The 9,555-nt window shown below is 48.5% G+C and carries 5 protein-coding genes; all 5 read right to left on the bottom strand.

The window, feature by feature from the left end; translation table 11 throughout:
- Positions 1 to 3,483: BREX-1 system adenine-specific DNA-methyltransferase PglX (gene pglX / locus KDK16_RS01740; RefSeq protein WP_257274384.1), on the bottom strand; the 3,483-nt coding region annotated here is incomplete at its 3' end.
- Between the two features lie 29 nt (positions 3,484 to 3,512).
- Complete coding sequence (gene brxC, locus KDK16_RS01735; RefSeq protein WP_257274383.1) at positions 3,513 to 7,151, bottom strand: BREX system P-loop protein BrxC; 3,639 nt, start codon at positions 7,149 to 7,151, stop codon at positions 3,513 to 3,515.
- A gap of 46 nt (positions 7,152 to 7,197) precedes the next feature.
- Positions 7,198 to 7,776 carry a DUF1788 domain-containing protein gene (locus KDK16_RS01730; protein ID WP_257274382.1) on the bottom strand — a complete coding sequence of 193 codons (579 nt, stop codon included), beginning with the start codon at positions 7,774 to 7,776 and terminating at the stop codon, positions 7,198 to 7,200.
- Positions 7,757 to 8,548, bottom strand: coding sequence for a DUF1819 family protein (locus tag KDK16_RS01725; RefSeq protein WP_257274381.1), 792 nt, complete (start codon positions 8,546 to 8,548; stop codon positions 7,757 to 7,759). The genes KDK16_RS01730 and KDK16_RS01725 overlap by 20 nt, the downstream gene beginning before the upstream one ends.
- Positions 8,535 to 9,050 (bottom strand): BrxE family protein, encoded by a 516-nt coding sequence (locus KDK16_RS01720; RefSeq protein WP_257274380.1) that lies wholly within the window; start codon positions 9,048 to 9,050, stop codon positions 8,535 to 8,537. Before KDK16_RS01720 ends, KDK16_RS01725 begins: the two co-directional genes overlap by 14 nt.
- Between the last annotated feature and the right edge of the window lie 505 nt (positions 9,051 to 9,555).

Below are 9,555 nucleotides of genomic sequence, written 5' to 3'. Positions count from 1 at the left end.
CCAGAGTGTGTAGGAGCCGGATGGCGTTTGTAAGGGCCAGTAAATCGGGGCCTGACGGCGCCCCTTACTGTACAGCTTTAAATGATCATCGAAAAAACCGCTAATAGAAGATAAGTATGATCTGAGAGGGTTTCCCAAAAGGCTCTCTATTTCAGTGTAAATATCGTCAGAATCTCCTCCAAAGAGAGCTTTTAATAAATCGCTTAGTAGGTAAACAATATCAGGTGTACTCTGATTTCTTAATTGTTGAGCATCATCAACTAAAATATTGTTTCTTGTGAATACCTCTCCATTTTCTTCACAAGCTGCAAAAGGCCTTATTGGAAGTCCATCAAAGGGAGTTGGTAAAGTTAAATTTTGTATTGACAGTCTACAGCTATTGATAGACCATCTATTAAATATAATGCCAAAAAAATAGGAAATAATATCAATAATGCTAACTTCTTGGTTTAATCTAACTTTATTTCTCATGCGGCTTAAATCTTCCCTAATATTTTGGTCAATCAAAAGCCATTTGCAGGAACTCTCAACTATCTCATCTATTTGCTCAAAATTATTTAAGTACTTTTTATGTTTTTGTTGAATGTATTCATTTGTCAGTTTGATGGCTTTGCTAATAGTATGAGAGTTAAGCTCATTTTCCACCGGTTGTAAAAATGGTCTTAGGAAAAGAGTTGAGTCTTCTTTGAAAATTTCTAGCTCCTGAGCTAGATACGTGTTTGCTTTTGACAGTTCTATTAATTTATTCTCTGACTCAGTAGAAAGTAGTGGTGTTCCAATTAGTTCTACATCTCCCTTTTGCTTGTGAGGGCCGCATAGAAACTCTGCGTATTGAGCAACAAATGAGCTATTCATTATTCCCATCAGGAGGAATATGTTTATATCTGAAGTCAGGAAAAGTCCTTTTCCTTCAGGTGTGAATAAATGATTTTCTGGTAGTGCAGAAACATGTAAAAAGCGAGATCTTTTTGGATAGGTCAATCCTGATTTGAAATATAGGTTTTGTCCAGCACTATCATATAAATAATCTGTTTCATTTTTGAACTTTGTTGAGAAAGCAGAGTTTCCATTCTCCACTTTAATTCTTGCCGTTAGGAAGTTCTCTCTATGAAAGGGAGAGTATTCACCACCGTTAGTTATGAAAGACCAGTCATTATTTATCTGTTCTGGACTTAATTCCCACCTTAACCTGAATAAGCGAGTGGAATCATTTGCACCACATCCCCAGGGTAACTCTGCAATTGCTTTTAATTTTTGGAGCGATGGAATGGTTTTACTTGCTTCTATCGGCAAATTTACAGCTAATAATGATTTAGGTAGCTCTTTGGTATCAAGTTTTGAACGTAGAGTTAAGTCATTCTCTGTTAAATTTATTAGGTTTTCCTCTTTCTCTTGATTTTTCGATAAATCAAGGGTTGAAAAATACATGGAGCTATTTGGCGAGCAAGTAATGATGGATGTTTGTACATTTGCATCGAGTACACCCCACCCAAGATCAATAATATAATCTATGCCATTACTATCTGATAATAAAAAATCTCTCAAAGGTAGAAAGGTGGGTTGTTTTAAATAGGTGGAGTCAGTAATCGCGCCTACAAAACCCCTTGTACTTAACAAGTGCATGCCTCTTTCTAAAAAACATCCATAGATATTACGTACTAAATATATCTTTAGTTTTTTGTTTAACTCAGTTGTTGCTTCTCCAAAGGGCGGATTCATCAAAACCACATCAAACTGCTTCCGACACAGTTCAATAAAAGCAAACCCCTTAGCCGCATCTTCCGCAAACAACCGTTTCTGATCCGCAGAAGACTCCGCCTGATCCGCATAATCACTTAACGCCTGCAAAATATGCTGCTCAGCATCATCCCAAAATGTTTCATTATCAACACCACGCAGATCAAAACCAAGCTTTTTCTGAGGTGTTGCCGCATCCAGCTCGGACGGGAACATATCCCCCATGGTCTGGCTGCCGCTCGCTTTCAGCCACTGCTCCCGGGCTTCTTGAATGGCGGTTTGTATCTCTTCTTCAATTTTCAGCAGGGTGCCCGCTTCACCGGCCAGCTGCATCTTATCGAAAATCACGTCCAGCAATTGCCCCAGTACTGGCGGGTCCAGCTTCTCGGTAAACTCCTGCAGCAGCGCTTTTTCACCGGGCATGGGCTCAGCACAGACAATATTGGATTTAACAATGGCGGGGCGCTGCTGAGGTTTAATCCCTTGTTGATGCCAGGTTCGCTGGGCCCGTTGCCATAAGCTCAAACCGGCAATTTGTACGGCTCGAGGGTCAATATCCACCCCATGAATATTGTGCTCAATAATCAGTTTGGGAATCTGTTGCTCAAATTCTTCCCTGTTGGCAAACGTGTTTTGCAGGGCATCCTGACCTGTTTCCCGAACAAAGGCATCGGGCCCCAGCTGCTGTTCCAGTTGCCAAGCTTCCCGATAGATCCGTTCAAACAGATCAAAGGCGTAGAGGCCAAAGTGCATGGAGCCACAGGCCGGGTCCAGCATACGAATGGAGCGAGGGTCTTTTAAAGGGCGATGCGGAATATAAACCGGCTGTTTCAGAAGCTCTTCCTGGCTAAGAGGTTCGTTTTCATCCTGATTATTTTCCGGTGCCGTTTCACCCAGTTTCAGAAAGACTTCGGTAGGGCGGCGTACCAAATAACGACAGTTGTCTGCCAGTGCGGTATTGCCTTGGGTCATTTCATACCAGATACGCCCCAGGGTATTGTCCGTTAAAAATTCCACCACATAGCGGGGCGTAAAGAACTGGTTGCGTACCGCCAGCTCCCGGCTGTTACGGGGCGACTGGGATTCCGCACGCATTTGCCGCCGCTCTTCCTGGGAGTTGAAGTACTGGTAGATCCAGCCAATGGTTTCATCTTCCGCCCACAGGTGTTCAATATCGGGGTGATTGATCTCATCCAGCAGCGCCAGCAGGGCACTTTCCCGTGGGAAGAGCTGCCCCTGGGCGCTATGGCGATCAAACAGCACCGCCAAATCCAGACTGAACTCATCAAACAGGCTGAACAGGTAATGACGGTAGGCATCACCGGTTTCCCCATGGGCCGTGCCGGCCAGTGGTTTGTACAGCTGGAAGCCTTTGGAGCTATAACCCTTGGCTACCGATTCCAGTAGAAAACCCCGAGCCTCTGCCATCCGCAGTGCCGCCAGACGGTTCAGTACGGTAAACGCCTGTTCTCGTATGATTCGGCCAAGGGCCTGTTGGGTACGTTGCTTGTCCCCTTGGCCAGTGGTGGTGGCTAAATAGTGGGCAAGGGTCTCCCGCAACAGATGGGCCGTCTGCCGCTGGCGGTTATCCAGATAGGTCAGGCTGGCCATATTGGCCACCGCCCCTTCACCGGGGTCCAGGCCATAGGTGGCCTGGAGTTGACGGGTAAATTCCTCAACCAGCAGCGCACGGGCACTGCTGACAAACCGTTGCAGACGGTTGCGGGTGCTTTGATCAAAAGACATTGAACGATGTTCCTGAAGGTCGCTGGCCGTTATTCGCTGAGGCTGATTTCCAGCTCAAATTCGTGGACAAGAGCCAACTCACCCTGAAGACGTTGCAGTTCGCTAATCAGTACGTTCAACTCTTCAAGGCTGGTAATGCGTTTTTTCGGTTTCAGGCTACGGGTGATTTTTGCCGGGGCCGCTGTGCCTTCAGCCTGTTTTGCGGCCTCCTGTTCTTCTCGCAGTTTTTCCTGGAGAAGCTGTTGCCCTCTGTGCTGAACACGTTTTTTCATATCCTGCAGCTCGGACTGAATGGTGAACTCCTGGTTGATCAGTGTTTGCAAGCCAGAGAGATCTTCTGTAGCGGTAACGGTGAGTTGTTCCAATTCCGCCAGCTGGGCGTTTTGTTCCTGCTGATTGAGATACTGCCATTGAGCAACGCGAGCCAGGTCCTGCTCCGCCTCTTTGATGCGGTTGCCCTGTTCCTGCTGCATGGCCAGCACGGTATCGCGAACCCGGGTTTTGATATCCGTAAGCTGTCCTGCAAACTGGCTTTTGTAGCTAAGGAACTCACTGTGATTCAGCCGTTCCTGTAAGTCGTTCAATAGGTCTGCCAGATCGGTTTTTAATTGGCCCGGAGTGCCACTATTGGGTAAACGATCCAGTGCACTGCGATGTTGCTGAAGGCTGTTCAGCGTGTCTTCCAACCCATGCTCCAGGCTCTGTTTGAGTTCTGCTGCCCACTTCAGACTGTTGTAAAGGTCAGAGTCTTCTCCGCCCAATCGAGACGGGGCATCGGATGCATCGGTAGACAACACATCCCGGATATTGTTACTAAGGGATTCAATACGATCTGCACCGGGTAAGCTCAGACGTTTGAGTTTTTCCGCCAGTGGTCCGTAGCTGTGCAATAAATCCGGGAACAGTTTGATGGCCGTTTTGCTGATCTCATCTTCCAGGGGCACCACCATCTCTCCGCTCAGGTCGGTCAGGCGCTCGGCCGCCTTGGCCATCACCTCCATACTGGGGCGTTCTTCACGCAGTGAGACGCCAATGGACCGGAAGCTGTTGTTGGTTTTCAGGGCATCAATGGCTTGCTGACCATTAACGGTGACTTCCCGACCGGCCACCCGGAGTTTGATTTCGCCGGCCACCAACATGGCCGCCACCAGGTAGCGCAAGGTATCCTGGGACCAGCCATAGGGGGCATCGCTGAAGATGTCGCTGAGCCGTTTACCTTCAATGGAACCCTGGCGCTCGATCACATCCCGGATGCTGGTAATGGCTTTATGGTCGGTGTTGATAGAGGGTTGTCCACCGACGCGCTGTACCAGGCTGAGGGGGTCGATATCGCTGGTAATTCCGGCCAGGCTGTTGGTGTTCAGGAATTTTTCCGCCAGATTGGTGTTGGCCCGCACGGGAGCTTCATGGTAACGGTCGAACACCTGTTCTGCCACATCGGCCAGATGTTTTTTGGCTGCTTCGGTCAGATTCAGGTCCAAGTTTTCGACGGCAGTGACTTCACCCCGGAAGATAAACGACCCTTGTTGTAAACTTTTGCGGATCAGAACTTCTAGTTCACCAAATTTTCGAGTAGCAATACTTTGCTGACTAGCGCAATATTTGTTGATATCTTGATCAGGCTCATTTCGATAATCATTCGCAATCTTACGGCAACGGTAAATCTCACCTATCAACTCATCCATCTCGGGTGTAGTGCGCCCAATTGCAAAAATAATATTTTGAGTAGTTTTGTGTCGGCTTTCATCGGTGAGTCGTGTTTTGGTGGCGTCATAATCATTTGGGGATACCAGCTCCACAATGGTTTGTATAATATTTCGTTCCCCCGCCAGGGAGGCCGGTACGCCTCCCATATTCTGAGCTTTCAGACCTGTCGGCACCGAAAAGGAACCGTGCAGCTGGGTGGCCGGTAGGGGCGAATACGCCTCTTTTAACGCTTCGTTATGGATTTTGCGCAAATCAATACTGCGCAGGGGAATCGTGGCTCGCTCCTGTTCGATATTGTTCAGCTTTTCACTGAAGAAACATAAATTACCGTCCTGCTCCCCAAAGGGGACGATGGCGTCATTAATCAGTTCATCCACCACTTGTTTAACGGCATCGGTGGCGGAGGCATCACTGACGCCAGAGTGCATTAAGCTGGTAACGTTTTGCAGTGAGACGGGCAGGTTTTCCAGAATCTGCAGAACACAGACGGTCTTGGCAATGTTCTGGTGCAGCTCTGAATTGGGAAAACGAATCTGTACCTTTTTAACGGATGAATAAAGGGCCTGATAGCCTTTCTCGATATCTTTTTTCAGGGCATCGTACAGGGTTACAGTATTGGCCAGCCAGCCTATGGGTTGGTCGGCAATGGGCGTGGTGCCGTCAGCGCCTTCTACCAGGATATCCTGAATAACTTTAATGGCCGAACGCAGCCCGTAGCCACCGGTGGATTTGGCCAGGCTGCCCAGCAGGTGCAGCAGGATATCAAAGTGTGCCGGCAGGAATGGATAGAGGTCGATGAACGTCTGTTTATCAAAGTCGGCTCCGTATGCCCGGGCATCCGCCAGTTTGGTGTGGTTGCGCAGCGCCTGACCGTGGCTGTCGAACAGTGCGCCCAGCTCGGTTTCACCGGCAGGGGATTTGCCCAGCAGTCGGGTGTAGCAGATCTCCTTGATATCATTCGCTTCCAGGTCAATTTGAATGGGGAAGCGGTCTTTGAGTTTATAGAGTTCTGGCGAGTTCAGGGTGGCCCTGGGGTCATCTTCGGTCAGGGTTTGCTGTGCGGTGCCAATCACCCAGACTTTGCCATCACCAATGTTTTTCAGGTTTTTGGCCAGACCGTCCAGGTTAAGGATCAGGTTTTGCCGGGAGCCGACATATTGGCCTACCTCATCAATAATAAAAATAATATGCTCTTTGCCCGTTGCTTCCCGGGCAATATCGATCATTTCCGCTACCCGGTCATTTTCAAAGCGGATAATTTCGCTGGCTTCTGTGGAAAATGAGGCGGGCGTTTTAAAGATGGCAGGATAGAGCTGGTGGGCCAGTTCTGGAATAACGCTGTCCACCACCAGGTCGTCGTTGCGGTAGTCGTTCCAGTCCAGTCCACCGGTGTAGCTGCTGAACAGTTCGAGAAACTCGTTGTGCCGGTTTTCCTGTTTTAATTTGCGCTCAAAGGCGGCGACTTTCAGGTTGCGAGAGTAACCGGCCCACTGGAGTACCTTGTAATAGAGGACGGTGGAGACCTCTTCCATGGTGGCACCTGCTACCTGTTCACTGGCCAGGTCCAGCATCAGAACCGCTGCAGGAAATTTTTTGGCAACCGAACCCAGTAATGCCCGGGTGGTGGATTTTTGCAGTCGGTCTTGCAGGTGTTGAATAAAGGGGGTGCCGTCGATGGTTACCTGATCGTCAAAGGCCAGGCCCAGGTATTTGGTAAAAGAGCTTTTACCGGAACCGTAGAAGCCGGACACCCAGACCCCCACTTCATTTTGGCCACCGGCTTCCATGGCTGCTTGCATTTTACTGAGCAGTTTTTCAAACTGTTCCTCTATGCTTTCGGTGACGACATATTCGGATATTTCCGCTTTCAGCCTGGCTTCCTGTGATACGCCATAGGTGATGACTTTTTCAATGGCGCGGTAGATGTCTCTGTTGCTGTCAAACAGGGTTTTGATGGCCATGGTTGCTTCCTTTAATCGTTTGTGGATCTTCGATGATCTTCAGTGGTTAACCGCCGACATGGACAGAGCGATAGTTGCCATCTTCCGGGTAAAAACCGAGAAACTTCAGGCGGGTACCGGAGCGAACGCCGGGATAGAAAAAAATGGTGGGAACGTGGAATCGGCCTTGCAGCTTGTTTTCTATGGAGCCGATTCGTAAATAGGGGTGTATGGCTTCAATATCGGTAATAAGCAGAATATTTTTTTCAATCCCTTCCAGCTCGGATAATACCGCTTCCAGTTTGTTTTGCAGGGCGTCGCTCTTGATGAGTGCCTGGGCCAGGGAGTTATTGGTTTTTTGCCATTGCAGGGGGGCTGCTGAGTCCTGGGTTTCCCAGATATTCCGGATAAATGGCGGCATCCCCATAAAAATCTCCTGGACCGCCTCCGCCATGGAAAAGTGATGAACCGACCATCCATCGTTCCTTAGTTTTGCTTCCCATGCTGGCAGCTGACGTTTAACTTCGAGAATTTGTTCTGGCCGGAATACCAGGTAAAAAATGGGTTCGAAACTGGCGCTGGCAAATTCACGACCCGCTCGCACCCGTTCCATGAGCTCGTTAAAATCAGCTTTCAATGATGACATTGACGACTTCCTCCATTGATTGAAATTGCCAGCTAATGCGCGTGACTTCCCCAGCCGACTGAACAATCAGCCAGCCATTTTTGGCTAATGTTTTCAGCTCCTCGCGCACGTCGAGGGGGTCTAATCCGAACAGTTTCCAGATGTTGTGGTTGACCAGGGTGTTATCGCCAAGACCTGAAAAATGCAGCCAGTACGCCAGGTAAAGGGATGTGGTTGATTGAATGCGAACCGGCTGGATGGTTCTTTTGGACACTCTTCCGGTTGACAAGAGTTGGTAGGCGGCACAGCAACCCAGCAGGTAAGAAGCAACCCGTTTTATGGTGGAGTCGGACCATGGTTTTTGGGTTTTGCCCTCGGCAACGGCCTGGTAGACAAAGTCGTAGGCATCTTCCGTGCTAATGGTGTCATAGTTGCCGGAGTATTTTTCCCAATACAGAGAAGTAATGAAATCCTGAAGGACCTTATTTGCCAGAGCGGTGTGTATCAGTAATAGCTGGCTCAGGGATTGCCAGGATACTACTTCGGCGACGGGCTTCAGGTAGATCGCTACATTGGGTCTCAGATAACGGGGGGAAAAACACTCCGCAATAATGTTGCGCAGACGTCTTGCGGAAATCATTGGAAACAAGCCGGAATTTAGCGCTTCCTGATACAGTTGAGTTGTCGTCATTTCCGGGTGATAGAGTGACAGTAGGAGCCTGGTCTCTTCCACCAGGCCAAGGCCTGCACCCAGCTGGGTGGTATACAATGGTTCAACATTATCCGGCGTCATTTGCCCCCCTCATAAATGGGTAGCATGTGATGCCTTGAGTAAATGCATCTGCGTAATAACCTGCGCTTGATTTGATCAGCTGTTCAAGGTCTGCATCGGAAAAAGAGCCTATGTCCACTGGCCCATCTTCTGCCTCTTCTTGACTTGCAAGCTCAGCCAGTCTGCTTAATGCCGTGTCTATAGAGATTAAGGTGCTGCGCAGGTGTGCACTGCTGGATAGTTCCTGAACCGCAGTGGCTATTTCTCGCTCAATAGAGTCGGGTAAGCGATATAAGTGGTAGTTTATTCCAGTACCGATAAAACGGTCATGTACTGCCAAGGCTGCTTCACTTACGCCATGGTATTGAGCAAGAAGAATGGTTCGGGGATAGGTCGGTGTTAGGTAGGCGTTACTGGATGAGCTGAGAAAATTGCTTTCCCACCAGTTGAATTGGCTTTTTTCTCCAAGAAAGCCAATAAGCAGTTTCAGTTCGGCGATCAGGTATTTCGCTTGTTTGTTCATCTCTCACCATGATGGTTGGCGGGTAATCTGGAACCGTGAGAAATCTCTACACACCGTTAACCGTTGTTTGCTGAATAAAGCGGGTGATATATGTTTCTGAAAAGTTGCGCAGATTACTTTTTGCTGGGCTCCCCATTAGTACTTTATAACAAATACGCTACCGCCCTTGGCTTATACCATTGTCTTCATAGACGCAAGGGAGCGTGGGGCCATTTAGCTCAGTAGGGGGTAGTTTTTGGGAAGAGGCTAATTGTACGCTGTTGAAGTTAGTGGCGGTAGTCGTTTTTTTGGGGTTGGGGTGTTATATCCAGTCCAGTTGGAAACCATGGATTCTCCCTGTGGGCGAGTGTTGCTGAGTTCATGAGGCAAGTCTTCACAAACTGCATGATTTCGAACTGGTTGCAGTTTAGATATTGAAGTTATCAGAAAATTCCGCTAACTGTTCCCCACCCACCGCCAGTGAACAATTTAGTATTACGCGCTCGTAGCTCAGCTGGATAGAGTA

Source organism: Endozoicomonas sp. SESOKO4 (genome assembly GCF_024606275.1).
The sequence above is the reverse complement of the archived record's forward strand: the minus strand, read 5'-3'. Positions and strand labels throughout refer to the sequence as shown.

What these genes read in the sequence shown, in the direction of transcription:
- KDK16_RS01725 (WP_257274381.1), bottom strand. Translation starts at nt 8,548, where the DNA reads ATGACGCCGGATAATGTTGAACCATTGTATACCACCCAGCTGGGTGCA.
- KDK16_RS01720 (WP_257274380.1), bottom strand. Translation starts at nt 9,050, where the DNA reads ATGAACAAACAAGCGAAATACCTGATCGCCGAACTGAAACTGCTTATT.
- brxC (WP_257274383.1), bottom strand. Translation starts at nt 7,151, where the DNA reads ATGGCCATCAAAACCCTGTTTGACAGCAACAGAGACATCTACCGCGCC.
- KDK16_RS01730 (WP_257274382.1), bottom strand. Translation starts at nt 7,776, where the DNA reads ATGTCATCATTGAAAGCTGATTTTAACGAGCTCATGGAACGGGTGCGA.